The sequence below is a fragment of the Microbacterium sp. X-17 genome (genome assembly GCF_039615055.1).
Window position 1 is genome coordinate 1,653,390 of record NZ_JBDHNI010000001.1, and the last position, 23,400, is coordinate 1,676,789.

Sequence of the window (23,400 nt, forward strand, 5' to 3'; positions counted from 1 at the left end):
TAGGACTGTGGCTACGCGATTCGGCGATGTGGCACGCGTGTGCGCTCCGTCGATCGGTGACCCCACCAAGGAAGAGGTAATCGGATATGAGATCCGTAAAGATCGGCGGACGGCGCCTGCTCGCCGTGTCGGCCGCATTCGCGGCCGCGGCGCTGGTGCTCGCGGGCTGCTCCGGGGCCAACAACGGCTCCAGCGGCGGCGGCGGCACGCTGACCATCGGCACGACCGACAAGATCACGTCGATCGACCCGGCCGGCTCCTACGACAACGGCTCGTTCGCCGTGATGAACCAGGTGTACCCGTTCCTGCTGAACTCGCCGTACGGCAGCCCGGACGTCAAGCCGGACATCGCCGCGAGCGCCGCGTTCACGTCGCCCACGGAGTACACCGTCAAGCTGAAGCCGAACCTGAAGTTCGCGAACGGTCACCCGCTGACCTCCGAGGACGTCAAGTTCACCTTCGACCGCCAGCTCAAGATCAACGACCCCAACGGTCCCGCGTCGCTGCTCGGCAACCTCGACAGCGTCAGCACGCCGGACAAGACGACCGCGGTCTTCAAGCTCAAGGTCCCGAACGACCAGACCTTCCCGCAGGTGCTGTCCAGCCCCGCCGGCCCGATCGTCGACCACCAGGTCTTCTCGGCCGACAAGGTCACCCCGGACAACACCATCGTCAAGGGCCACGCGTTCGCCGGCCAGTACGACATCACGAGCTACGACTTCAACAACCTGATCGCGTACAAGGCGAACCCGAACTACGACGGCCTGCTCGGCAAGCCGGCCACGGAGAAGGTCAACGTCAAGTACTACGCCGAGTCGTCGAACATGAAGCTCGACATCCAGAAGGGCGCGATCGACGTCGCGTTCCGCAGCCTGTCGGCGACCGACATCGAGAGCCTCGGCACGGACAAGAACGTCAAGGTCGTCAAGGGACCGGGCGGTGAGCTCCGCTACATCGTCTGGAACTTCAACACGCAGCCCTACGGCGCCACCACGCCGCAGGCCGACGCCAAGAAGGCCCTCGCCGTGCGCCAGGCCGCTGCCGACCTCGTCGACCGCGCCACCATCGCCAAGCAGGTCTACAAGGACACCTACACCCCCGCGTACTCCTACGTTCCGCAGGGCCTGACCGGCGCCACCACGGTGCTGAAGGACCTCTACGGCGACGGCAACGGAGGCCCGAGCCTCGACAAGGCGAAGGCTGCGCTGCAGGCCGCCGGCGTGACCACCCCGGTCGCCCTGAACCTGCAGTACAACCCGGACCACTACGGCCCGTCCTCCGGTGACGAGTACGCGCTCGTGAAGGAGCAGCTCGAGAACGGCGGCCTGTTCAAGGTCAACCTGCAGTCGACCGAGTGGGTCCAGTACTCCAAGGACCGCGTCAAGGACCTGTACCCGGCCTACCAGCTCGGCTGGTTCCCGGACTACTCCGACGCGGACAACTACCTGTCGCCGTTCTTCAGCAAGGACAACTTCCTCGCGAACCACTACGACAACCCCGAGGTGCAGTCGCTGATCACCCAGCAGCTCGGCACCACCGACAAGGCCGCGCGCACCAAGCTGATCGAGGAGATCCAGGCGAAGGTCGGGGCGGACCTGTCCACCCTGCCGCTCCTCCAGGGCTCGCAGGTCGCCGTGGTCGGTAAGAACGTGAACGGCGCCGACAAGACGCTCGACCCGTCGTTCAAGTTCCGCTACGCGGCCCTCTCGAAGGGCTAGGCCGCACCTCACGGCCGAAAGGGGGCGGCTCGCGTCTTGCGCGCGCCCCCCCCCCCCCCCCTACCCCCCCCCATTGCTCCCATGACAGCGATGGTCAGTACCCCGGCAGCCCCCACTGCCGGGCCCGAACGAACCAAGGCGCGTCGACGGACGGGAGGCGGCCTGGGCCGCTACATCCTCATCCGTGCGCTTCTCATCATCCCGACGATCTTCATCCTCGTCACCGTCGTCTTCTTCCTGATGCGGTCCACCGGCGACCCCATCACGGCGGCACTCGGCGGCAAGCTCCCTCCCGCGCAGCTCCAGCAGCGCATCCACGAGGCCGGCTACGACCGGCCGCTCATCGTGCAGTACTTCGAGTACCTCGGACAGATCCTCCGCGGCGACTTCGGCACGACCTTCACCGACCACCAGCCCGTGACCCAGGTGCTGATCACGTACGGCGCGGCGACCCTGGAGCTGGCGTTCTACGCCCTCATCGTCGCGTTCATCGTCGGCATCCCGCTCGGCCTGCTCGCGGCCTACTTCCGCGACAAGTGGGGCGACGCGTCGCTGCGCATCTTCGCGATCCTCTGCTACGCGACGCCGGTGTTTTTCGTCGGCATGGTGCTCAAGCTCATCTTCTCGATCTGGCTGAACGTGCTCCCCGTCGCGGGCCGCGCCTCGACCAGTTCCGAGATCGAGATGCAGACCCTCCCGAACAAGACCGGCATCTACCTGATCGACGCGTTCATGACGGGCGACCCCGCGGTGGTCGGCGATGTGCTGCTGCACGCCGTCCTGCCCGCCGTGACGCTCGGCCTCCTGACCGCGGGCATCTTCCTGCGGCTGGTGCGCACGAACGTGATCGGCACGCTCTCCACCGACTACGTGGACGCGGCCCGCTCGCGCGGCGTCAGCGAGAGCCGCCTGGTGCGCAAGCACGCGTACCGCCCGGCGCTCATCCCGATCGTCACGGTCATGGGCCTCCAGATCGCCCTGCTGCTCGGCGGCGCGATCCTGACTGAGACCACCTTCGAGTGGAAGGGCCTGGGCTTCCAGCTCTCCCACTACCTTCAGGCGCGCGACTTCGTCGCGGTGCAGGGCATGGTCGTCCTGCTCGCCGTCATCGTCGCGGTCACGAACTTCATCGTCGACATCATCGCGGCGCTCATCGACCCGAGAGTGAGGTACTGAGATGGCCTCGCGCAAGGGCACCATCTGGAGCCGGCTCCCCGTCGTCCACCAGCTGCGCCAGTCCGTCGGGCTGCAGCGCGGGATGCTGGTCACGGGACTCGTGCTCACCGCCCTGTTCATCCTGGTCGCGATCTTCGCCCCGGCGATCGCGCCGTACGGCTTCGCGCAGCTCAAGGACGCGCAGGGCCAGTTCGGCTCCCAGCAGCCGCCCAGCGCGGCGCACATCTGGGGCACCACCGTCGGCGGCTACGACGTGTTCTCCCGCGTGATCTGGGGAGCGCAGACCGCGATCCTGGTGATCGTCGTCGCGGTCATCCTGTCGATCTTCGCCGGGGTCATCCTCGGCCTGGTCTCCGGCTACTTCGGCGGCTGGGTCGACCGGGTCCTCGTGGTGATCGCCGACGCGATCTACGCGTTCCCGTCGCTGCTGCTGGCGATCGTCATGGCGATCGTGATCTCGGGAGGTCAGTCCAGCCTCTGGGGCGGCATCCTCGCCGCCGCGATCTCGATCACCGTGGTCTACATCCCGCAGTACTTCCGGGTCATCCGCTCGGAGGTCGTCCGGATCAAGGCGGAGGCCTACGTCGAGTCGGCCAAGGTCGTCGGCGCCAGCAACAGCCGGATCATGTTCCGCCACGTGCTGCGCAACTCCACCCGCACCCTGCCGCTGATCTTCACGCTGAACTCGTCGGACGCCATCCTGACGCTCGCGGCGCTGGGCTTCCTCGGCTTCGGCATCGAGCCGACCGCGGCGGCGGAGTGGGGCTACGACCTCAACAAGGCGCTGTCGGATGTCACGAGCGGCATCTGGTGGACATCCATCTACCCGGGTCTGGCGATCGTCCTCGTCGTGCTCGGCATCACGCTCGTCGGCGAGAGCCTCAACGACCTCGCCGACCCGCGCCTGCGCGGCCGGCGCCGCGCCGCAGAGGCGTCGGGTCTGGTCGCCGAGACGTCGGTCGTCCCCGGCGGTCCGCTGGAGGCGGGACCCGGAGGCATCGACGGCCTGGAGGGCGGAGAGTCCTTCGACGAGCACGGAATCGAGGTCAAGCCATGAGCGACGTCGTCACCATCGACAACCTGTCGGTGACCTTCTCAACCGACGCCGGCGCCGTCAAGGCCGTCGACGATGTCACCCTGCGCGTGTCGCCCGGCGAAGTGCTGGCGATCGTGGGGGAGTCCGGTTCGGGCAAGACCGTCACCGCCAAGACCATCCTCGGCCTGCTGCCGGAGACCGCGACGGCCTCGGGCGCCGTGGTGCTGCGCAGCAAGGACGGCGCCAGCGAGGCGGACATCGTCACGCTGAGCAAGAAGGAGCTCAGGGAGGTGCGCGGCACCGATGTGGCGATGGTCTTCCAGGAGCCGTCCACCGCGCTGAACCCCGTCTACCAGGTGGGGTGGCAGATCGCCGAGGGCCTGCGCGCCCACGGCAAGCTCTCCAAGAAGGAGGCGCAGCAGCAGGCGGTCGACATCCTCCGCCGGGTCGGCATCCCGGAGCCGGAGAAGCGGGTCAAGTACTACCCGCACCAGTTCTCCGGCGGCCAGAAGCAGCGCATCGTCATCGCGATGGCGCTGGTGCTGAACCCGGGCCTGATCGTCGCCGACGAGCCGACCACCGCGCTCGACGTGACCGTGCAGGCCGAGATCCTCGACCTGCTGCGGCGCTGCCGCGACGAGTTCGGCGCGGCCATCGTGCTGATCACGCACAACATGGGCGTGGTCGCCGACCTCGCCGACCGGGTCGCGGTCATGTACCAGGGCAAGGTCGTGGAGGAGGCCGACGCGCGCACACTGTTCGCCGCGCCGCAGGCCGAGTACACGCGCAAGCTCCTGGCCTCCGTGCCGCGCATCGGCATGGGCGCTGTGGCCACGCAGGACCGGGCGATCGCCCGCGCCGAGCGTCCCCAGGAGGCGCCGGTGGTGAAGGCGCGCGACCTGCGCATCCAGTACCCCGGCCGGCTCGGACGTCCGGGCTTCGTGGCGGTCGACGGCGTGAGCTTCGACATCCGCCCGGGCGAGGTCCTCGGCCTCGTCGGGGAGTCCGGCTCGGGTAAGACCACGATCGGCCGCGCCATCGCCGGTCTCGGCAAGGTCACCGACGGTTCGCTGGAGGTGCTCGGGATCGAGATGAACGGAGTCAAGGAGCGCCAGTTCCGCAAGGTCCGCAGCGACATCGGCTTCGTCTTCCAGGACCCGGCGTCGAGCTTCAACCCGCTGCTGACCATCGCGGACTGCGTGGCGGAGCCGCTCGTGGTGCACGGCCGGGCGTCCTCGCCCGCCGCCGCGCGCGGCCGGGTGGACGAGCTGCTGGAGGCCGTGCAGCTGCCGCGCAGCTACGGCGACCGGTTCCCGCACGAGCTCTCCGGCGGCCAGCGGCAGCGGGCGAGCCTCGCGCGCGCCCTCGCCCTGGAGCCGACCCTGCTGATCGCGGACGAGCCGACCTCGGCCCTCGACGTCTCGGTGCAGGCCCGGGTGCTGGAGCTGTTCTCCGACCTCCAGCGCGAGTTCGGCTTCGCGGCGCTGTTCATCAGCCACGACCTGGCCGTGGTCGACCTCCTCGCCGACCGGATCGCGGTGCTGCACCGCGGCAAGCTGGTGGAGGAGGGCACGGGCGCCGAGGTGCTCGGCAACCCGCGCGAGGCGTACACACAGCGGCTGCTGGCCTCCCTGCCGGTGCCGGATCCGGTGGAACAGGCCGACCGGCGGGAGGCGCTGCGCGCTCTCCAAGCCGAGAGCGCCTAGGGTCGATCATGTGAGTTCCGAACCCGCCATCCTCGTCAGCGACCTGTCCGTCGAATATCCCGCCAGGGGCGTCAGCCCCTCGTGCGTCGCCCTCCGCGGGGTGAGCTTCCAGCTGGAGGCCGGACAGTCGCTCGGGGTCCTGGGCGAGACGGGTTCGGGCAAGAGCACGCTGGCTGCGGTGCTCGCCGGGCGGGGGCTTCCCCTCCGCTCCGGCGAGCCCGGCCCGCGGATCAGCGGCGGCGACGCGACGGTGCTCGGCCACTCGCTGCGGCACGCGCGCAAGCGGGACCTGGCCGAGGTGACCTTCCACGTCGGCTACCTGCCGCAGGAGGCCGCGGCCACGCTGGAGCCGTCGCTGTCGGTGCAGGACAACGTCACGCTGCCGATCTTCGAGCGCGACGAGCACTACAACCGCCGGGCGGCGGGGGAGCGGGCCGCGCTCATGCTGGACACCGTCCACCTCCCGCTCAGCGTGCTCGGCAAATACCCGTACCAGCTCAGCGCCGGGCAGCGCCAGCGCGTCGCCCTCGCCAAGGCCCTGGTGCTCGGCCCGCAGGTGCTGATCGTGGACGAGCCGACCGCCGGCATCGACGCGACGGTCCGGGACGCGGTGATCGACCTCCTGGCCCAGCTGCGGACGCACGAGGGCTTCACGGCCGTGATCGTCAGCCACGACCTAGCCGTGCTGCGCCGCGCGACGGACAACTCGCTGGTGCTGCAGGGCGGCCGTCCCATCGCCTACGGGCCGATCGAGGACGTGCTGGCCGACCCGTCGCACCCGTTCGTGCGCGGGCTGGCGGACGCGCTGAAGCCGCCGCAGCGCCGGCGGGAGCGGCGGCCGCAGACCGCGGCGAAGTAGCCGGGCGTCCCGACAGGAGGAACCATGACCGAATCCACGCCTCAGCACCGCGCCGTCCTCGCGCCGGGCGGAGCCCCGCTCGCGGCCGGGGAGCGCCCGGAGCCCGGGCCCATCGCCGTGCTGCCGACCGCCGAACCGTCCTTCGTCGCCGCCGTGGAGGCCGCGGGCGGGACCGTCGAGCCGCTCTCGGACCGCACCCGCGGCGTCGTCTGGCTGTCCAACAAGGACGCCGCCGCCTTCCCGCCGGTCCTGGAGGCGCATCCCGGCATCGGCTGGGTGCAGCTCCCGTTCGCGGGCGTCGACGCCTTCTCCGGCATCATCGCGTCGGAGGACCGCCCCGGCCTGATCTGGACCAGCGCGAAGGGCGCGTACGCGCAGCCCGTTGCCGAGCACGCGCTGGCGCTCACTCTGGCACTGCTGCGCGTCCTCCCGAAGCGCGTGCGCGCGACCTCCTGGTCGACCGTGGAGGAGGGCCGTTCGCTCTACGGCAGGAACGTCGTGATCATCGGCGCGGGCGGGATCGCGCTGGAGCTGATGGTGCTGCTCGCGCCGTTCGGCGTCCGCGTGACCATCGTGCGCCGCTCGCCCGACCCCGTGGCCGGCGCCGAGCGCACCGTCGGCTCCGACCGGCTGCTGGAGGTCCTCCCGGACGCCGACGTGGTGGTCGTCGCCGCCGCGCTCACCGGCGGGACCCGCCACCTGTTCGGCGACGCGGAGTTCGCCGCCATGAAGCGGACGGCGTACCTGGTGAACATCGCCCGCGGCGGCCTGGTCGACAGCGACGCGCTGCTGCGCGCCCTCCGCACCGGGGAGATCGCCGGGGCAGGCATCGACGTCACCGACCCGGAGCCGCTCCCGGACGGACACCCGCTGTGGTCGGAGGAGGCCTGCCTGATCACGCCGCACCAGGCCGACACGTCCGAGATGGTCGCTCCCCTGCTCGCGGAGCGGGTCCGCGCGAACGTGCGCGCGTTCCTCGGCGACGGCGATTTCGTGGGCCGCGTGGACCCGGAGGCCGGGTACTGACGGCGACGCGCGCGGGATGCGGAGCGGATTTCACTCGGTGCGCGAAGTCTTGCTAGAGTAGCTTCGCTGATCAAGCATTCCTCGATAGCTCAATTGGCAGAGCAGCCGGCTGTTAACCGGCAGGTTCTTGGTTCGAGTCCAAGTCGGGGAGCGGAAAAACAGGCGAAGGCCCGGAGGTTGAGACCTCCGGGCCTTCGTCGTTCGGTCGGGCGTCAACATGCCCCGAACGGAATACACCACATCCCGCCCGACACTCGCTACGATGCGGCCATGAAACACAGGGGACGGGACCAGCACGGCTCCGAGGAGCCGGACGACGCGGTCGAGGAGTACGAGAACGACGACGCCGAACGGCGTGCCTCGCTGGAGCGCGAGGCCGGACTGACGAGCTTCGGCGGCCCTGCCTTCGGGCCGCTGTTCGGGAAGAGCGAAGGCGACGACGGGGAGATCTTCGACGCCGAGCACAATCCGTGATCGCCGGCCGGGTACTCCCGGGGGAGTAGCCGCAAGACTCCTCTCGGGCCACGCCACGCCCCCGTGCGCTCGTTAGCATGAGGAGATGCCCTGGAACCCGTCCGCCGACTCCCGTCAGCACGGGCCGGGCTGGGCCGAGGGCCGGGGCCGGCCGGGGCGGCGGCCGCGCGGGACGATCTGGTTCCCGGTGGTCCTGTCCGTCCTGCTGCAGTTCCCCGGCGTCCTCATCGCCGCTCACACCGCGGCGGCCGACCCGCTGACGCTGGCCGCGGTCCTCGTCGCGTTCGCGGCGTCGTTCCTGCTGCTGCTCGCCCGCGCGTACCCGGGCCCGGTGCTGGTCGCGATCGCGGTGCTCTGCACCCCGGCCATCGCCCTCACGATGGGGCCGCCGCTCGCGGCCGTTCCACTGGCGTTCGCCGTCGTCGGCGCGGTGGTGCGCTCGGCGCGGGCGTGGGCCTGGTGGACGGTGGCGGGGGTCGCCGTCGTCGGGCCGCTGGGCGCGTACCTGCTGGTGGGGAGGCCGGAGGCCGTCATCCGGCCGCTCGTCATCGCGCTCGTGCTCACCCTCCTGGTGGGCGTCGGCGAGGCGATCCGCGGGCGACGCGAGCGCTACCGGGAGGTCTCCCGCCAGATCGCCGCGCGCCGGGAGTCCGCGGCCGAGGCCGAGCGGCTGCGGATCGCGCGCGAGCTGCACGACGTGCTCGCGCACTCGCTGTCCCAGATCAGCGTGCAGGCCGGGGTCGGCCTCCACCTGTTCGACAGCCGGCCCGACAAGGCGCGGGAGAGCCTGGAGGCGATCAAATCTGTGAGCAGTCAGGCGCTGGAGGAGGTGCGCGGCGTGCTCGGCTTCCTGCGCGCCGAGGGGTATCCCGCGGCGCGGGCGCCCGAGCCGGACCTGGCGCGCATCCCGGTGCTGGTCGAGACCTACCGGCGCGCCGGGCTCGACGTGCGCTACGACGACGCGCTGACGACGGCGCCGTCCGCCGCCTCCCAGCTCGCGCTCTACCGGATCGTGCAGGAGTCCCTGACCAACATCGGCCGGCACGCGCAGGCGCGCACGGTCGCCATCCGGCTCGGCGAGGACGGCGGCGAGTACGTGTTGACGATCGCGGACGACGGCCGCGGGCTCCCCGAGGGCGAGACCGACGGCAAGGGGATGATCGGGATGCGCGAGCGCGCGGAGCTGCTCGGCGGCCGGTTCGAGACGCGCGAGACGGAGGGCGGCGGCCTGACGGTGGAGGCCCGCATCCCGCTGCGGAAGGCGGAGGACGCATGACCGAGGACGGCATGATCAGCGTGCTGCTGGCCGACGACCAGCATCTCGTCCGCGCGGGGTTCCGCGCGCTGCTGGAGGCCGAGGACGACCTGGAGGTGGTCGGCGAGGCCGCGACCGGGCGGGAGGCCGTCGACCTCGCCCGGCGGACGCATCCCGACGTCGTCCTGATGGACATCCGCATGCCGGACGGCGACGGCCTGTGGGCGACGGGGGAGCTCACCGCCGACCCGGCGCTCGCGGGCACCCGGATCGTGATGGTCACCACGTTCGAGCTGGACGACTACGTCGCGCAGGCCATCCTCGCCGGCGCGAGCGGCTTCCTCGTCAAGGACACCGAGCCCGTGGAGCTGCTGCGCGCCGTGCGCGTGGTCGCAGCGGGCGACGCGCTGATGTCGCCCGGCGCGACGCGGCGGCTGATCGAGCGCGTGGCGGCCGGGCTCCGGCCGGCGCCGGACCCGGAGGCGCTGCGCGACCTGACCGAGCGGGAGCGGGAGGTGCTGGCGCTGGTGGGCCACGGCCTGACCAACACGGAGATCGGGGAGCGGCTGTTCCTCAGCCCGCTGACGGCGAAGACGCACGTCTCGCGGATCATGACCAAGCTGGCGGCGCGCGACCGCGTGCACCTCGTCGTGGTCGCCTACGAGACGGGACTGGTGCAGCCGGGCCAACGCTGAGCGCGCTGCTCCCGGCGGAGTAGTGGAAGTGTCTCCCGGTGGCGGATTCGCCCGGCGGCCAGCACGGCGAGGCTGGATACGGTTCCGCGAAAGCCGCGGACAGCTCACCGATTGGATGCACCATGTTCAGTTCGCTCGCAGCCGCCGCCCCCTGCGCCGTCGTCGCCTGGGGTGGCGGCCCCTGGTTCGGCTGGTGGTGGTTCCTGATCCCGCTCTTCTGGATCGGGATCTTCTTCCTCATCTTCGGCGTCTTCGGCCACCGCTGGCGTCGCGCCGCCGCAGCGCGCGGAGGCTACGGCTGGGGACCGAACGGCCCGCACGGCGCCACCCGCGCCGCCGAGCAGACCCTCGCCGAGCGCTACGCCAACGGCGACATCGACGAGAAGGAGTACCGCGCCCGCCTGGAGGTGCTGCGCGCAAACCGCGGCGACGGCGCCTGACCCCTGAGGTCCTCCCTGTTGCGCGGCCCGGATATGATCGTCCGGGCCGCGCACCGGTCCGCCACCGGCCCGGAAGGACCAGCATGACCCCCCTCTCCCTCGCTCTCACGGCCGCCGCACTGGCGGCCGTCGTCGTGTTCGCGATCCTCTGGATTCGGGAGCGCACCCTCCGCCGCCGTGCGCAGAACGCGCGGGAGGAGCGCGAGTGGGACCGCATCGACCGCGAGCTGGAGCTGGCGGAGCAGTCCGGTCGGTTCCGGATCATCGGGGAGCTCGGGGATGTGGCGGTCGCCGCCGTCTCCCGGCTCGTGAACCAGGCGGAGGGTTTGCGCTACGCGGCCGGCGCCGACCCGGAGGCCGCCTCCCGCTCGGCCGCTGCGATGGAGACCTCCGCGCGCGACGCCCTCGCCGACCTGCGCCGCCTGCAGAACGCCGTGGCGGACGGCAGCCGCGACGTGCTGCCCGCGCCCGGCCTCCACTCCGCGCGCGACCTGTTCCGGGTGATGCGCGAGGTGGGCTTGGGGGTGACGTTCTCCGAGACGGGTGAGCCGTACGAGCTCCGTCAGGGCGCGGAGCTCGTCGTCTTCCGCATCCTGCAGACCAGCCTCGGCAACGCGCGGGACCACGGCGGCCCCGGCACGACGGCCGCCGTCGCGATGGCGTGGACGCCGGACGGCCTCCAGGTCACCGTCGACGACGACGGCCTCCGCGCCGCTGCCCGTCGCCGCGGCCTCGACCGCGCGGGCGTCGACCAGGCAACGGCCTACAGCGCCGACGACGACCTGCGGGCCATGACCGCGTACGTGGAGGGCCCCGACCTCAACGAGCTGCGCGAGCGCGCGGCACTGTTCGGGGGAGTGCTGGAGGCCAAGACCGTACCCGGCGTCGGGTTCTCATTGTCCGTCGTGTTCCCGGCGCTGCGGCACCACAACGGCGTGCACGGGGTGCCGCTGCGCTGAGCGCGACGGCCCGCCGCGAAGGAGGTCAGTCCTCCAGGTGGTCCCGCCCCGGCAGCCAGCTCAGCCCGGGCACGCCCCACGAGTTCTTCCGCTGCGCCTTCAGCGCCGCCTTGCCGTACGGGTGCTCCAGCCGGTCGACGTAGAGCACGCCGTCCAGATGGTCGTACTCGTGCTGGAAGATGCGCGCGAGCCAGCCGCGGGCGCGGATCGTGTACCGCTCGCCCTCCAGGTCGGTGGCCTCCAGGATGACGCTCTCGGCGCGGCGCAGCGGGAAGCGCTCGCCCGGGAACGACAGGCAACCCTCCGACTCGGTGTCCTCGTCCGGCTCGCCGACAGCCAGCGGGCTCAGCCACAGGACGGGGTTGATCGCGACGCCGCGGTGCAGCACATCGTCGTCGTCCGTCCAGCCGAAGACGAACAGGCGCAGCGGCACGCCGACCTGCGGGCCGGCGAGTCCGACGCCGGGCGCTTCGTCCATCGTCTCGAACATGTCGGCGACCAGTGTGCGCAGGTCGTCGTCGAACTCCGTCACCTCCGCCGCGCGGGTGTGCAGGACGGGGTCTCCGGTGATCCGGATGGGAAGGACGGCCATTCGGCAAGACTATCGGGATCATGTTGGGTAGGGTCGTGGCGTGGCTACGGAACTGATGGACGCGCTCGAGCTGGCTTATCAGCCCAGTCAGCTCCTGGGCATCCCGGTCGCGCTGGTCGGCGCGGTGTTCCTGTCGCTGGGCGCGCAGCTGCAGCACCACGGCGTCGCCAAGGTGGAGGCGCAGACCCAGGATGCCAAGGCCGGGCTCAGCGTCCGGCAGCTCGGGCTGCTGCTCGCGCGGCCCTCCTGGGTGATCGGCACGCTGCTGCTCGGGCTCGCGATCGTGTTCCAGCTCGTCAGCCTGAAGCTCTCGCCGATCATCCTGGTGCAGCCGCTCGGCGTGGTCGGGCTGGTCATCACGAGCGTGCTGAACGCGCGGGTGAGCGGCGTGAAGCTCAACCGGCAGTCCATCGTCGCCATCTCGCTGTGCGTCGGCGGCGTCGGCGCGTTCGTGATCATCGCCGCGATCTTCGCGCGCGACCAACCGGTGACCACCCAGGCGCTCGTCGTGATCCTGATCATCCTCGCCGTCGTCCTCATCGTGTTCGGGCTGCTGTTCGCGTTCCTGCGGCACCGGTTCAAGGCGATCATGTACATCGTCGGGGCCGGCGTCCTCTACGGTTTCGTCGCCACGCTGGCCAAGGTGGTCATCGACCGCATCTCCAACCAGGAGTGGGACTGGCTGCTCGTGCTGTGCATCGTGGCGCTGCTCGCGGCCGCAGGGCTCGGGGCGTACTTCGTCCAGAACGCCTACTCGTCCGGGCCTCCCGACCTGGTCATCGCGGGCCTCACCGTGATCGACCCGCTGGTCGCCGTGACCATCGGCATCGTCGTCCTCAACGAGGCCGCGGGGGCGCCGTGGTGGGCGATGCTCGGCTTCGCGATCACCGGCGCCGTGGCGATCTACGGCGTGTTCCAGCTCGCCAAGCACCACCCGCAGACCAACGGGGAGGCGCCACTCACCGGCACGCTTGCGGGCTCCGTCCCGGAATCCGGCCTAGACTGAAGCGATGAATCGCCGGTCCGACCCGTCCGGCGCGCTCAGACCGTCGCCGGGCGACCCGCCCCGGCCGAAGACCGTGAGGGACTCACCACGTGCCTGATACGAGCGGAACGAACGACCTCCCGCCCGCCCCGGCCGCGCACAGGCCGATGACCATCCTCATGGGCTGCGACACCTTCCCGCCGGATGTGAACGGCGCCGCCCGCTTCGCCGAGCGCCTCGCAGCCGGACTGGTCGAGCGCGGCCACGACCTGCACATCGTCGCCCCCGCCGCCGGCCGCCGCCACGGGACCTGGATCGAGGAGCACGAGGGCGAGAAGCTGACGGCGCACCGCCTGCGCAGCTGGCGCTGGTACCCGCACGACTGGCTGCGGTTCGCGCTGCCGTGGATGAGCAAGGCGAACGCCCGCCGGGTGCTCGACGAGGTGAAACCGGACGTCGTGCACTTCCAGTCGCACATCGTCATCGGGCGCGGGCTCGCCTACGAGGCCCAGAAGCGCGGCATCCGGATCGTCGCGACGAACCACGTGATGCCCGAGAACATCATCGAGTTCACCCGCCTGCCGAAGTTCCTGCACAAGACCTTCGTGAGCATCGCCTGGCGGGACGCGCGCAAGAGCTTCGACCGTGCAGAGGCCATCACGACCCCGACGCGCCGAGCGGCCGAGTTCCTGGAGAAGGCCACCGGCCTCCGCGGCGTCCACGCGATCTCGTGCGGCATCGACGCCCACAACTACACGCCCGACTTCACGCCGCGCACCGGCAACCGCATCCTCTTCGTCGGCCGGGTGACGGGCGAGAAGCAGATCGACGTGCTGCTGAACGCGATCAAGCTGCTGCCGGAGTCGCTGGACGCGCAGCTGGAGATCGTGGGCGGCGGCGACCAGTTGCGGAACCTCCAGTCGCTCGCCGAGAGCCTCGGCATCGCCGGCCGGGTGAAGTTCCTCGGCTACGTCACGGACGAGGAGCTCCGCAAGGCGTACACCCGCGCCACGGTCTTCGCGATGCCGTCGATCGCCGAGCTGCAGTCCATCGCGACGATGGAGGCGATGGCCTCCGGACTTCCGGTGGTCGCGGCCGACGCGATGGCGCTCCCGCACCTGGTGCACGACGGCGAGAACGGCCACCTGTTCCGCCCGGGCGACGCGCAGGACCTGGCGGACAAGCTGGAGAGCGTGCTCACCCTCCCGCAGGAGGAGCTCGACGTCCTCAAGAACGCGTCGCTGCGGATCGTCGCGACGCACGATATCCAGACCACGATCAGCACCTTCGAGAGCCTGTATCGTGGAGAGCCGGTGGCCGACCCGGTGACGGCGGCGGCCCCCGGCGTGCCCGCCCCGGAGTGACCGGGGAGGACACGGGGCGGTAGCTCAGCTGGTTAGAGCATCGGACTCATAATCCGCCGGTCACGGGTTCAAGTCCCGTCCGCCCTACGGAGACGACAACGGGGTTGATTCGAACACTCTCACTAACGCGTGCTACGGCGTGCTACGCTCGGATGCATGGAAACCGTGACTCACCGTGAGATGCGAAACCGCAGTGGCGAGATCCTGCGGCGCGTGGAGGCGGGCGAGTCGGTGCGGGTCAGCAACAACGGCCACCTAGCCGCCATCATCGTTCCTGCGACCGGCGATCCGCTTGACAGCCTCGTAGCGCGCGGAGAGGCTCGCGCCGCACGCACCGCTGCCGACGCTCTGGCGAGGATCTCGCGCGGTGTCTCGCCGCTGAGTTCCGAGCAGATCATCGAGGACAGCAGGGGCCGCTGGTGACCGTCGCCTACCTGGACACCTCTGCAGCGATGAAGCTCGTCGTCGAGGAACGGGAGTCCCAGAAGCTCGTCGTCGCCCTCTCGGACCCGAGTCGCCGGCTGGCATCCTCGTGGCTGCTTCACACTGAACTGCACTGCGCTGCAGGAAGGAATCCCGCGTTCGTCCCGGTCGAGGCGATCACCGCGGTGCTGGACGCGGTGGTCCTGGTCGATGTCACACGGGGTGATCTGCTCTCTGCCGGCACGCAGACTCCACTCCGGTCCAACGATGCGATCCACCTCACGACCGCCCTGCGTATCGGTGCAGATGAGCTCGTGACCTACGACGACGAGTTGGCACGCGCCGCCCGAGCGGCAGGCATCCAGGTGCTCGCACCCGCCTGAGCATTACCCTGCCGTCGCGGCCGTGACCGCGACATCCAGCGCCTCCAGCGCCCCGTCGCCGCTCGCGATCCGAAGCACCCCAGGCCGCGACACCAGGAACTCCTCGAACTCCGCCACCACCGCCCCCATCTCACCTGGCAGCGTCGCGTAGATGTCGCCGGAGCGCAGCTCCGCCGCCCGCCCCGCGAACCGCTCCGCCGCGACGGCCGCGTCGATCCGCAGCGCCGTCTCCACGAACACGGCCCCGCACCGCTCCGCCGTCGCCTCCAGCCGTTCGATGAACTCCACGCGGCGCAGGTACTGCGGCACCACGACGTCGCGCCCGCTGGCGAGATGCGCCGTGATCGCCGCGACGGCCAGGTCGCGGGCGGCGAGGCCCGCGGAGGGGAGGTCGTCGTGCCAGCCGCCCAGCATCGCGCGCAGCGCGTCGATGTCGAGGGCGAGCGGCAGCCCGGGGGCGTGCCGGGCGCACCAAGCGCGGGCGAGGGTGGTCTTGCCGCTCGCGGGGACGCCGTTGATCAGGATGAGGCGGGGCGGCACCCTCTCAGCCCGCCGACCGCTCCGCCGCCGGACGCCGCCGCGCCGCCGGGTCGCCGACCTCCGGCCCGCGGTAGACCATGTCCATCGCCCCGATGCTCTCGCCGGGCGGGACGATCGCGTCGATGCGGTCGAGGACCTCGTCGGACAGCGAGACGTCCACGCCCGCGAGGGTGTCCTCGAGCTGCTCCATCGTGCGCGGGCCGGCGATCGCGGAGGTGACCCCGGGGTGCGCGATCACGAAGGCCATGGCGAGGTGGGTGAGCGGGACGCCGACCTCGTCGGAGAGCGCGATCAGCTCCTCCACGGCCGCGAGCCTGCGCTCGTCGCGGAAGTGGCGCATCCCGGTCCGGGTGGAGCGGAAGTTGTCGTTCTCGCCTCCGGCACGGTAGCGGCCGGTGAGCGTGCCGCCGGCGAGCGGGCTGTAGACGAGCGTCCCCATGCCGTAGCGCTGCGCGACGGGCAGGATCTCGCGCTCGATCTCCCGGTCGAGGAGGGAGTAGTTGGGCTGCTCGGTGCGGAACCGCTCGAAGCCGCGGCGCTCGGCCATCCACTGCGCCTCCACGATCTCGGAGCCGCGCATCGAGGACGAGCCGATCGCGCGCATCTTGCCCTGCCGGATGAGGTCGGTGAGCGCGGAGAGCGTCTCGTCGATGTCGGTGTCCGGGTCGGGGCGGTGCAGCTGGTACAGGTCGATGTGGTCGGTCTGCAGCCGGCGGAGGGAGCGCTCGACCGCCTGCATGATCCAGCGGCGGGAGGCGCCGCGGTGGCTGATGTCGTCGTCCACCGGCCCCCAGAACTTGGTCGCGAGCACGACGTCGTCGCGGCGGCCCTTGAGCGCCTCGCCGACGACCTCCTCGGAGTCGCCGTAGCGGTCGGCGGTGTCCACGAAGTTGATGCCGGCGTCGAGCGCGCGGTGGATGATACGCACGCCCTCCGCCCGGTCGGGGTTGCCCAGCGAGCCGAGCATCATCGCGCCGAGCGCGTACGGGGTGACCTTGATGCCGGTGCGGCCGAGAGTGCGGTACTGCATGACTTCTCTCCTGAGTCGAGGGGTTCGCGGTCTGGCGCCGGGACGACGGCAGGCCTAAGATCGAGCAATCGGAACATGATTCCGGATCGGTGGATCTCTAAGCGGAACAGTGTTCCGCTTACATCTTCGACGGTACACCGATCGCCGTCGATCCGCCAGAGGAAGGACATCGGGGACCGCCGCATGCCCGCGAACACGAGCAGCCTGAGCGCCGGGGAGACGGCGAGCCGGCCCCGCCGCGCCGACGCCCGCCAGAACGCCGATACGCTCGTGGAGGCCGCCACCGCACTGTTCGCCGAGGCCGGGGTGGACGTGCCCGCACGGGCGATCGCCGTGCGCGCCGGTGTCGGTGTCGGCACGCTCTACCGGCACTTCCCGCTCCGGTCCGACCTGATCTCGGCCGTGTTCCGGCGCGAGCTGGACGCCTGCGTCGCCGCCGCCGCACCGCTCGCAGCGGCGTATCCACCGGGGGAGGCCCTCGACCGCTGGATCATGCGCTACACCCAGTTCGTGGCCGCGAAGCGCGGACTGGCGGCGGCCCTGCACTCCGGCGACCCCGCGTACGAGCCACTGGCCGCCTACTTCTCGACCCACCTCACGCCGACACTCGCCGGGCTGCTCGCGGCGGCGCGGGAGTCCGGCGACATCGTCCAGGACGTCGACGCGGGGGAGTTCCTCGGCGCGGTGGCCGACCTGTGCCACGGGGTCCGGACGGACGGGGCGGCCTCCGGGCGCGCGGAGCGGATGGTGGGGCTGCTGCTGGCCGGGCTGCGGTCGCTGGAGGCTGACGGCTAGACCGCCCTGCACCTCCCGCCCCCGAGCGCAAGGCCCTTCCGGCGCCGCGTGCCGCGCGTACCATGCCCCGGCATGAACACCATCGGATGGATCGTGCTGATCGTCGTCATCGTGGTCATCGTCGTGGGGATCGTCATCGTCGTCTCCACGATGGGACGCCGCCGCAAGCTGGAGGCCGACCGGCAGCGGGCGACCGAGCTGAGGGAGGCCGCCTCCCGTGACGAGCTGGCCGCACGCGAGCGGGAGGCGAAGTCCGCCAGGGCCGCCGCGGACGCCAAGCAGGCCGAGGTCGACGCGGAGCGGTTGCGCCGGGAGGCCGACGAGCGCGAGCGCGCCGCCGCGGCCGCACGCGGCGAGCAGCAGGAGAAGCTGAGCCGCGCGGACGACGTCGACCCGGACGTCGAGACCGACCGGCACGGCAACCGCGTGGTCGCCGACGGCGCGGTGGACGACACCCGCCGCGACGACGTCCCGCCGCCCCGCCCGGCCGCCGAGTCCGCCGCGCCGGCCAACGCCACTGCGACTCCTGCGCACGACCGGCCGCGCATCGACGGGATCACCGGCGAGGAGCGCCGCCCGCAGGACCGCCCGTAGCCGTCAGCCGCCGGCCGGTCAGTCGCTGAGCGACGGCAGCGCCGTGTCGCGCAGCCACGCGTCGAAGAACGCGTCCAGCGGCTCCTCGGAGAACCCGGCGGCGAACGCCTCGAAGTCCGCCGTGGAGGCCGTACCGAACCGGTGCGCGGCCGACCAGCCGCGCATCAGGTCGAAGAACGTGTCGTCGCCGAGCCTCCGCCGCAGCGCGTGGAGGAGGCAGGCGCCGCGCTTGTAGACCCGGTCGTCGAACATGCTGTCGACGCCCGGATCTGCGAGCACGAGGTCCTTCGGCTTCACGCGGAGGACGGCGTGGTGGGTGCGCGCGAGCGTGTTCGCGGAGTGGCTCCCGGAGAACTCCGACCAGATCCATTCGGCGTAGCAGGCGAAGCCCTCGTTGAGCCAGATGTCCGACCAGCCGGCCACGCCGACGCTGTTGCCGAACCACTGGTGGGCGAGCTCGTGCGCGATCAGGCGCTCCGAGCCGCCGCGGCCGTCGACGTGCGAGGAGCCGAACGTGGCCATGCCCTGCGATTCGAGCGGGATCTCCAGCGGGTCCTCGGTCACCACGACCGTGTACGACGGGAACGGGTACGGGCCGAAGCGCTCCTGGAAGCACTCGATCATCCGCCCGACCGGCGCGAAGTCGGCCAGCACGCGTCGTGCGAGCGCCGGGGGATAGGCGATCACCCACTCCACGCCGCCGGTGCGCCGGGGCTCCAGCACGTAGCGGCCGATCTGCACAGCCGCGAGGTAGGTCGCCGTCGGCTCCGGACGCTCGAACGTCCAGGTGCCGCGGCCTCCGCTGACGCTGTGCTCGGCGAGTTCTCCGGTCGCGAGCACCGTGTACGGCTGCTCGGTCGTGATCGTGATCCGGTACGCGGCCTTGTCGTCCGGCCGGTCGTTGCACGGGAACCAGGTCGGCGCTCCGGAGGGCTGCGAGGCGACGATGACGCCGTCGCTCAGCTCCTCCCAGCCGAGGGTGCCCCAGCGGGTCCGGCGTGGGACGGGGGAGCCGTCGTAGGCGATCTCGACCGTGAACTCCGCGCCCGCCGGGATCGGCGTTGCCGCCTTGACCCGCACGTGGGTCGGGGACTGCGTGAACCGGGTGCGCTTGTCGCCGTCCAGCTTGACCCGCTTGGCGCGCAGGTGCACCAGGTCGAGCGAGACCGCCGAGAGCGGCACGTTCGCGCGTCCCCGGATGACGGCCGTCCCGTCGAGCCGGTTCGTGGCGACCTTGTACGACAGGTCGAGGTCGTAGGACAGCACCGAGAAGTCATGGGTGCCGGAGCGCGGGAGGTAGACGTGGGACGCGGCGGAGACGGCGGCGTCGGCGGCGCCGGTGTCGGTGTCAGGGGTGGCCTCGGTCATCGCACCGCACGGTACTCGCGTACCACCACGTCCCGCCACGGGCCGATCGGGTTCCCGCTCCACCTGCTGCGGTCCGGCACCGTCTCGCCGCGCATCACCAGGGAGGCCGGCCCGACCGTCGCGTCGGAGCCGATCGCGGCCGCGGGCAGGATGACGCTGTGCGGGCCGAGGGTCCCGCCGCGCTCGATGATCACCTGGTCCATGCTCATGATTCGATCATGGAACAGGTGCGTCTGCACGACGCAGCCCCGGTTGACGGTGGATGCGTCGCCCAGCTCGACCAGGTCGGCCTCCGGGAGCCAGTAGCTGTCGATCCAGACCCCGTGCCCTATGCGTGCGCCGAGGCTGCGCAGCCACCAGACCAGCGCGGGCGTGCCGGCGGCGGCCCAGGCGAACCACGGAGCCGCGACCATCTCGGTGAAGGTGTCCGACACCTCGCTGCGCCAGATGAACGACGACCAGAGCGGATGCTCGCCCGGCTTCAGCCTCCCGAGCAGCGCCCACTTCGCCGCGGTGCTGACGGCCGCGGCGACCGCGCCGGCGACCAGGAGCACGGGACCGCTGAGGACGATCGCCCAGCCGACGCCCCAGGCCTCGGAGAGCGCCGCCAGCGTCAGCAGCACGGCGAGCCCGATGGCGCAGGTCACGAACACCGGGACGATGCGCAGCAGCTCCCACGCGGTTCGGGCGACGCGCAGCGAGGTCTTCGGCTCGAAGGTGCGCGAGAGGTCGGCGTCCTGCGCACGCCGCCGGAGCTTGACCGGTGGCGAGCCCAGCCAGGACGACCCGGCCTTGGCCTTGCGCGGGGCGACCGACAGCACGGCGACCAGGCCGTCGCGCGGCACCCGGTTGCCGCCGCCGGCCATCCCCGAGTTGCCGAGGAAGGCGCGCGCGCCGATCTCCGCCTCCGCGACGCGCACGTAACCGCCGCCGAGCTCGTAGGACGCTACCAGCGTGTCGTCGGCCAGGAACGCGCCGTCGCGGATCCGGGTCATGGCGGGCAGCAGGAGCACGGTGGAGGCCTCGACGTCGCGCCCGACGCGCGCGCCGAGCATCCGCAGCCAGACGGGGGTGAACAGGCTGGAGTAGAGCGGGAAGAGCAGCGTCCTGGCCATGTCGAGCAGCCGCTCGGTGGACCACACCTGCCAGCCGACGCGGCTGCGCACGGGGTAGACGCCCTCCTTCAGGCCGAGGCCCAGGAGGCGCACCAGGACCACGACGACGCCCGCGAGCACGACGCCCGCCGCCAGCGTGGCCGGGACGAGCGCTGCGGCCGCGCCGGGGATCGCGGCGGCGATCGTGGTCGCGCCGCGCGTGAACGCCGCCACGATCAGCCCGCCGACGCCCAGCGCGACCACCGGGACCAGCGAGACGACGAGGGAGGCCACGGCGTACGCGGCGACCCACCTGGTGCGCCGCGGCGGCCGCTCACCCGGCCACCACTCCCGCGCCTTGCCGACGCGGACGGCGGGGGAGCCCGCCCAGTTCTGACCTGCGGGCACGCGCCCGAAGACGGCGGAGCCCGGCGCCACCGTCGCGTCCCGGCCGATCTTCGCGCCGGGCATCAGAGAGCTGCGCGCGCCCACCGAGCTCCCCGCGCCGATGCGGATCTCCCCGATCCGCACGAGGTCGCCGTCGATCCAGTACCCGGCGAGGTCGACCTCCGGCTCGATGGACGCGCCGGCGCCGATCCGCAGCATGCCCGTCACCGGCGGCAGCGCGTGGAGGTCCACGCCGCGGTCGATCGTCGCGCCGAGCGCCCGGGCGTAGTAGCTGATCCAGGGCGCGCCGGCGAGGCTGGCCGCGCCGATCTGGTGGGCGACCTGCTCGGCGAGCCAGAGTCGCAGGTGCACGCCGCCGCCGCGCGGGTAGTCGCCGGCCGCGACGCCGAGCAGCAGCAGCCGGGCGGCGGCCACGGCGATGGCCATCCGGCCCCACGGCGTGACGAACACGATCAGCCCGACGATCAGCCAGACCAGGTTCACGTCGGGGAGGAACCCGAACCCGCCGAACGGTCGCAGGATGGCCGCCGCCGTCAGCAGGTAGAGCAGCCAGCGGACGCCGTTCAGGATGAACAGCGGCACGGCGAGCACGGTCTGGAGCACCTGCATGCGCCGCGGCGTCGGCGGCACGACGTGCGTGGAGGCGGCGGAGGCCGACGGCGAGCTCTCCGCCAGCGCAGAGGCGAGCGACCCGAAGCGCGGGTGCGCGTAGATGTCGGCGACCGTGATGTCCGGGTGCCGCCTGCGCACCAGCGAGACGATCTGCGCGGCCGCGAGCGAGCCGCCGCCGAGGTCGAAGAAGTTGTCGTCCAGGCCGCTCACCGGCAGGCCGAGCACGCTGCGCCAGTCGGCGGCGAGTTGCTCGGAGACGGGGTCGAGGACCGGCGCGTCCTCGTCGACCTCCTCCAGCGGCCAGGGGAGCGCAGCGCGGTCGACCTTTCCGGAGGTGCGCACCGGGAGGTCGTCCACCACCGCGAGCAGCGGCACGAGGGCGGCCGGGAGCTCGGCGCGCAGCTCCGCCAGCGCGGCACGGCGGTCGAAGGCCGAGCGCTCCGGGACGGCGAGGTAGCCGACCAGCACGTCATTCCCCGCCGCACTCCTGCGCACCGCGGCCGCGGCCCCCGACACGCCCGGGAGCTGCTGAAGCGCGGCCTCCACCTCGCCGAGCTCGATGCGCCGGCCGCCGACCTTGACCTGGTCGTCGGCGCGCCCGAGGTAGAACAGCCCGCCCGGATCGAAACGGACCAGGTCGCCGCTGCGGTAGGCGCGCTGCCAGCCGAGCGAGGGGAGGGGCGCGTACTTCTCGGCGTCCTTCGCCGGGTCGAGGTAGCGGGCGAGGCCGACGCCGCCGATGATCAGCTCGCCGGACTCGCCGCTCGCGACCGGCGACCCGTCCGGACCGACGACCGCGAGGTCCCAGCCGTCGAGCGGGAGGCCGATCCGCACCGGCTCGCCCGCGGTCAGCACGCTTGCGCACGCGACGACCGTCGCCTCGGTCGGCCCGTAGGTGTTCCAGACCTCGCGGCCCTCCACGGCGAGCCGGTTGACCAGCTCGGGAGGGCAGGCCTCGCCGCCGAAGATCAGCAGCCGCACGGTGTCGAGCGCGTCGGTCGGCCAGAGCGCCGCGAGCGTCGGCACGGTCGAGACGACGGTGATGCGGCGCGCCGCCAGCCACGGGCCGAGGTCCATGCCCGTGCGCACCAGCGAGCGCGGCGCGGGCACCAGGCACGCGCCGTGGCCCCAGGCGAGCCACATCTCCTCGCAGGACGCGTCGAAGGCCACCGAGAGTCCCGCGAGCACGCGGTCGCCCGGGCCGATCGGCTCCTCCTGCAGGAACAGCCGCGACTCGGCGTCCACGAACGCCGCGGCGGACCGGTGCCGCACCGCCACGCCCTTCGGCGTCCCGGTCGAGCCGGAGGTGAAGATGATCCAGGCGTCGTCCTCGGGTGTCGGCGGGTCGACGACCGGGAGGCCGGAGGTGCTGGGGTGCGGCTCCTGGCCCTGCACGGCGAGCGGTCCGGCCGGCACGTCGACGGCGTCCTCGCCCTCCGCGGAGGCCGTGGCCAGATACCCGTCGTCCGTGATGACCCCGCGCACCTCCGCCTCGCCGAAGACGAGGTCGGCGCGCTCCTGCGGGTCGTCCGCATCCACGGGCACATAGGCGGCTCCCGCGGCGAGCACGCCGAGGATCGCCAGATAGAGATCCCGGCTGCCCGACGTCATCCGCACACCGACGCGGTCGCCGCGGCGCACCCCGGCCTCCCGCAGCCGCGCCGCCGTGGCCAGCACGCGCGCGAGCAGCTCGCGGTAACTGAGCGCGCCGCGGGCGTCCTCGATCGCCGAACCCTGCGGGTTGGCGGCGGCGGACTCCCGCAGGATGTCGATGAGCGTCCGCGGCGCGGGCGCGCGGTCCAGCGCCGAGAGGATCGCGGGCTCGGCGGTGGTGTCAGTCACGGCGGCAACCGTAGAAGCAGCCGGTT

General features: G+C 71.8%; 22 protein-coding genes and 2 tRNA genes. 19 read left to right on the forward strand and 5 right to left on the reverse strand.

The genetic code is table 11. From position 1 onward, the window contains the following. The first annotated feature begins 86 nt into the window (after positions 1-86). From ABCS02_RS08000 to ABCS02_RS08055, 12 genes are all read left to right on the forward strand, one after another. Positions 87-1,718: an ABC transporter substrate-binding protein gene (locus tag ABCS02_RS08000; RefSeq protein WP_345835056.1), complete on the forward strand. Its 1,632-nt coding sequence runs from the start codon at positions 87-89 to the stop codon at positions 1,716-1,718. A gap of 81 nt (positions 1,719-1,799) precedes the next feature. Then, entirely contained in the window at positions 1,800-2,894 is a 1,095-nt protein-coding gene (locus ABCS02_RS08005; RefSeq protein WP_345835057.1) for an ABC transporter permease, read from the forward strand. A gap of 1 nt (position 2,895) precedes the next feature. Beyond that, entirely contained in the window at positions 2,896-3,951 is a 1,056-nt protein-coding gene (locus ABCS02_RS08010) for an ABC transporter permease (RefSeq protein ID WP_345835058.1), read from the forward strand. Beyond that, entirely contained in the window at positions 3,948-5,636 is a 1,689-nt protein-coding gene (locus tag ABCS02_RS08015) for an ABC transporter ATP-binding protein (RefSeq protein WP_345835059.1), read from the forward strand. Before ABCS02_RS08010 ends, ABCS02_RS08015 begins: the two co-directional genes overlap by 4 nt. A 10-nt stretch (positions 5,637-5,646) precedes the next feature. Further along, positions 5,647-6,495, forward strand: a complete 849-nt coding sequence (locus ABCS02_RS08020) for an ATP-binding cassette domain-containing protein (RefSeq protein WP_345835060.1) — start codon at positions 5,647-5,649, stop codon at positions 6,493-6,495. Between the two features lie 24 nt (positions 6,496-6,519). After that, a complete protein-coding gene (locus ABCS02_RS08025; RefSeq protein WP_345835061.1) occupies positions 6,520-7,521 on the forward strand; it encodes a D-isomer specific 2-hydroxyacid dehydrogenase family protein in 1,002 nt (333 codons plus the stop codon). Between the two features lie 78 nt (positions 7,522-7,599). Further along, positions 7,600-7,672, forward strand: a tRNA-Asn gene (locus ABCS02_RS08030). A 119-nt stretch (positions 7,673-7,791) separates the two neighbouring features. Further along, positions 7,792-7,995 (forward strand): hypothetical protein, encoded by a 204-nt coding sequence (locus ABCS02_RS08035; protein ID WP_345835062.1) that lies wholly within the window; start codon positions 7,792-7,794, stop codon positions 7,993-7,995. A gap of 85 nt (positions 7,996-8,080) precedes the next feature. Then, entirely contained in the window at positions 8,081-9,271 is a 1,191-nt protein-coding gene (locus ABCS02_RS08040) for a sensor histidine kinase (RefSeq protein WP_345835063.1), read from the forward strand. 11 nt (positions 9,272-9,282) lie between these two features. Continuing rightward, positions 9,283-9,945 carry a response regulator transcription factor gene (locus tag ABCS02_RS08045; RefSeq protein ID WP_345835196.1) on the forward strand — a complete coding sequence of 221 codons (663 nt, stop codon included), beginning with the start codon at positions 9,283-9,285 and terminating at the stop codon, positions 9,943-9,945. A 122-nt stretch (positions 9,946-10,067) separates the two neighbouring features. After that, entirely contained in the window at positions 10,068-10,385 is a 318-nt protein-coding gene (locus ABCS02_RS08050) for an SHOCT domain-containing protein (protein ID WP_345835064.1), read from the forward strand. 83 nt (positions 10,386-10,468) lie between these two features. Beyond that, a complete protein-coding gene (locus tag ABCS02_RS08055) occupies positions 10,469-11,344 on the forward strand; it encodes an ATP-binding protein (RefSeq protein ID WP_345835065.1) in 876 nt (291 codons plus the stop codon). Positions 11,345-11,369: 25 nt separating this feature from the next. On the opposite strand, the gene def is transcribed toward ABCS02_RS08055, so the two are convergent. Beyond that, the gene (gene def / locus ABCS02_RS08060) at positions 11,370-11,936 is read right to left on the reverse strand and encodes a peptide deformylase (RefSeq protein WP_345835066.1); all 567 of its coding nucleotides are present in this window, start codon (positions 11,934-11,936) and stop codon (positions 11,370-11,372) included. Positions 11,937-11,991: 55 nt separating this feature from the next. Between def and ABCS02_RS08065 the strand changes: the two genes are divergently transcribed. From ABCS02_RS08065 to ABCS02_RS08085, 5 genes are all read left to right on the forward strand, one after another. Beyond that, positions 11,992-12,942 (forward strand): DMT family transporter, encoded by a 951-nt coding sequence (locus ABCS02_RS08065; protein ID WP_345835197.1) that lies wholly within the window; start codon positions 11,992-11,994, stop codon positions 12,940-12,942. Between the two features lie 89 nt (positions 12,943-13,031). Further along, positions 13,032-14,285: a glycosyltransferase gene (locus ABCS02_RS08070; RefSeq protein ID WP_345835067.1), complete on the forward strand. Its 1,254-nt coding sequence runs from the start codon at positions 13,032-13,034 to the stop codon at positions 14,283-14,285. A gap of 13 nt (positions 14,286-14,298) precedes the next feature. Beyond that, positions 14,299-14,372, forward strand: a tRNA-Ile gene (locus ABCS02_RS08075). A gap of 69 nt (positions 14,373-14,441) precedes the next feature. Continuing rightward, on the forward strand, positions 14,442-14,708 hold the full coding sequence (locus ABCS02_RS08080; RefSeq protein ID WP_345835068.1) for a type II toxin-antitoxin system prevent-host-death family antitoxin: 267 nt from the start codon (positions 14,442-14,444) through the stop codon (positions 14,706-14,708). After that, a complete protein-coding gene (locus ABCS02_RS08085; protein ID WP_345835069.1) occupies positions 14,705-15,091 on the forward strand; it encodes a type II toxin-antitoxin system VapC family toxin in 387 nt (128 codons plus the stop codon). Before ABCS02_RS08080 ends, ABCS02_RS08085 begins: the two co-directional genes overlap by 4 nt. 3 nt (positions 15,092-15,094) lie before the next feature. Here the strand turns inward: ABCS02_RS08085 and ABCS02_RS08090 are convergent, their stop codons facing one another. Together ABCS02_RS08090 and ABCS02_RS08095 are read right to left on the reverse strand one after the other, a co-directional pair. Next, positions 15,095-15,631 carry an AAA family ATPase gene (locus ABCS02_RS08090; protein ID WP_345835071.1) on the reverse strand — a complete coding sequence of 179 codons (537 nt, stop codon included), beginning with the start codon at positions 15,629-15,631 and terminating at the stop codon, positions 15,095-15,097. Between the two features lie 4 nt (positions 15,632-15,635). Beyond that, the gene (locus tag ABCS02_RS08095; protein ID WP_345835072.1) at positions 15,636-16,661 is read right to left on the reverse strand and encodes an aldo/keto reductase; all 1,026 of its coding nucleotides are present in this window, start codon (positions 16,659-16,661) and stop codon (positions 15,636-15,638) included. Positions 16,662-16,844: 183 nt separating this feature from the next. Here ABCS02_RS08095 and ABCS02_RS08100 point away from each other — a divergent pair, with 183 nt between their 5' ends. Both ABCS02_RS08100 and ABCS02_RS08105 read left to right on the forward strand, forming a co-directional pair. Further along, complete coding sequence (locus ABCS02_RS08100) at positions 16,845-17,456, forward strand: helix-turn-helix domain-containing protein (RefSeq protein WP_345835073.1); 612 nt, start codon at positions 16,845-16,847, stop codon at positions 17,454-17,456. A gap of 72 nt (positions 17,457-17,528) precedes the next feature. After that, positions 17,529-18,050 (forward strand): hypothetical protein, encoded by a 522-nt coding sequence (locus ABCS02_RS08105; RefSeq protein WP_345835074.1) that lies wholly within the window; start codon positions 17,529-17,531, stop codon positions 18,048-18,050. Positions 18,051-18,068: 18 nt separating this feature from the next. Here ABCS02_RS08105 and ABCS02_RS08110 read toward each other — a convergent pair whose 3' ends face one another. Both ABCS02_RS08110 and ABCS02_RS08115 read right to left on the reverse strand, forming a co-directional pair. Further along, entirely contained in the window at positions 18,069-19,418 is a 1,350-nt protein-coding gene (locus ABCS02_RS08110) for a M1 family metallopeptidase (RefSeq protein ID WP_345835075.1), read from the reverse strand. Beyond that, positions 19,415-23,374, reverse strand: a complete 3,960-nt coding sequence (locus ABCS02_RS08115; RefSeq protein WP_345835076.1) for a Pls/PosA family non-ribosomal peptide synthetase — start codon at positions 23,372-23,374, stop codon at positions 19,415-19,417. The genes ABCS02_RS08110 and ABCS02_RS08115 overlap by 4 nt, the downstream gene beginning before the upstream one ends. Positions 23,375-23,400 lie beyond the last annotated feature (26 nt).

What these genes read in the sequence shown, in the direction of transcription:
- ABCS02_RS08065 (WP_345835197.1), top strand. Translation starts at nt 11,992, where the DNA reads ATGGACGCGCTCGAGCTGGCTTATCAGCCCAGTCAGCTCCTGGGCATC.
- ABCS02_RS08035 (WP_345835062.1), top strand. Translation starts at nt 7,792, where the DNA reads ATGAAACACAGGGGACGGGACCAGCACGGCTCCGAGGAGCCGGACGAC.
- ABCS02_RS08095 (WP_345835072.1), bottom strand. Translation starts at nt 16,661, where the DNA reads ATGCAGTACCGCACTCTCGGCCGCACCGGCATCAAGGTCACCCCGTAC.
- ABCS02_RS08105 (WP_345835074.1), top strand. Translation starts at nt 17,529, where the DNA reads ATGAACACCATCGGATGGATCGTGCTGATCGTCGTCATCGTGGTCATC.
- ABCS02_RS08110 (WP_345835075.1), bottom strand. Translation starts at nt 19,418, where the DNA reads ATGACCGAGGCCACCCCTGACACCGACACCGGCGCCGCCGACGCCGCC.
- ABCS02_RS08015 (WP_345835059.1), top strand. Translation starts at nt 3,948, where the DNA reads ATGAGCGACGTCGTCACCATCGACAACCTGTCGGTGACCTTCTCAACC.
- ABCS02_RS08080 (WP_345835068.1), top strand. Translation starts at nt 14,442, where the DNA reads ATGGAAACCGTGACTCACCGTGAGATGCGAAACCGCAGTGGCGAGATC.
- ABCS02_RS08055 (WP_345835065.1), top strand. Translation starts at nt 10,469, where the DNA reads ATGACCCCCCTCTCCCTCGCTCTCACGGCCGCCGCACTGGCGGCCGTC.
- ABCS02_RS08025 (WP_345835061.1), top strand. Translation starts at nt 6,520, where the DNA reads ATGACCGAATCCACGCCTCAGCACCGCGCCGTCCTCGCGCCGGGCGGA.
- ABCS02_RS08005 (WP_345835057.1), top strand. Translation starts at nt 1,800, where the DNA reads ATGACAGCGATGGTCAGTACCCCGGCAGCCCCCACTGCCGGGCCCGAA.
- def (WP_345835066.1), bottom strand. Translation starts at nt 11,936, where the DNA reads ATGGCCGTCCTTCCCATCCGGATCACCGGAGACCCCGTCCTGCACACC.
- ABCS02_RS08050 (WP_345835064.1), top strand. Translation starts at nt 10,068, where the DNA reads ATGTTCAGTTCGCTCGCAGCCGCCGCCCCCTGCGCCGTCGTCGCCTGG.
- ABCS02_RS08100 (WP_345835073.1), top strand. Translation starts at nt 16,845, where the DNA reads ATGCCCGCGAACACGAGCAGCCTGAGCGCCGGGGAGACGGCGAGCCGG.
- ABCS02_RS08040 (WP_345835063.1), top strand. Translation starts at nt 8,081, where the DNA reads ATGCCCTGGAACCCGTCCGCCGACTCCCGTCAGCACGGGCCGGGCTGG.
- ABCS02_RS08000 (WP_345835056.1), top strand. Translation starts at nt 87, where the DNA reads ATGAGATCCGTAAAGATCGGCGGACGGCGCCTGCTCGCCGTGTCGGCC.
- ABCS02_RS08045 (WP_345835196.1), top strand. Translation starts at nt 9,283, where the DNA reads ATGATCAGCGTGCTGCTGGCCGACGACCAGCATCTCGTCCGCGCGGGG.
- ABCS02_RS08010 (WP_345835058.1), top strand. Translation starts at nt 2,896, where the DNA reads ATGGCCTCGCGCAAGGGCACCATCTGGAGCCGGCTCCCCGTCGTCCAC.